This window comes from Streptomyces sp. SID12501, assembly GCF_010550245.1.
In the GTDB taxonomy this organism is placed as follows: Bacteria; Actinomycetota; Actinomycetes; order Streptomycetales; family Streptomycetaceae; genus Streptomyces.
Genome location: NZ_JAAGLU010000731.1, coordinates 1 through 428 on the forward strand (window position 1 = coordinate 1; position 428 = coordinate 428).

The 428-nt window shown below is 70.8% G+C and carries 1 protein-coding gene; it reads left to right on the plus strand.

Annotated elements, in window-relative coordinates:
• Positions 1-256 precede the first annotated feature (256 nt).
• Positions 257-428, plus strand: a 172-nt coding sequence (locus G3I71_RS48170; protein WP_203733196.1) for a PadR family transcriptional regulator, incomplete at its 3' end; no start/stop codon positions are given.

A 428-nucleotide genomic window follows, 5' to 3' on the forward strand; every position in this document is an offset into this window, starting at 1 on the left:
CCTCCTCGGCGAGCTCGGCGTCCTCCGTCACCGCGATCGGCACCGGGCCGAACGAGCGGGCCGCCGATCTGGCCGCCCACATACTGCCGCTCGGCACCGGGCTGACCCTGATGGGACTGGGCCTCGGCTTCATGGGGATGCGGCTGCGGCGCGGCCGCTGACCACCCCGGAACCGGCCTCCTCGGGGCCCGTGACCACCCCCCGATCCTCCCGGGGGTCCTTGCGAACAAGGGCATACTCGGTATACATACTGAGTATGTCCATTCGCCACGGTCTTCTCGCCCTGCTGGAACGGGGCCCCCGGTACGGCTCCCAACTGCGTTCCGAATTCGAATCCCGCACCGGCTCCACCTGGCCCCTCAACGTCGGGCAGGTGTACACCACCCTCGGCCGCCTGGAGCGCGACGGACTCGTCGCCTGCGGCGGCG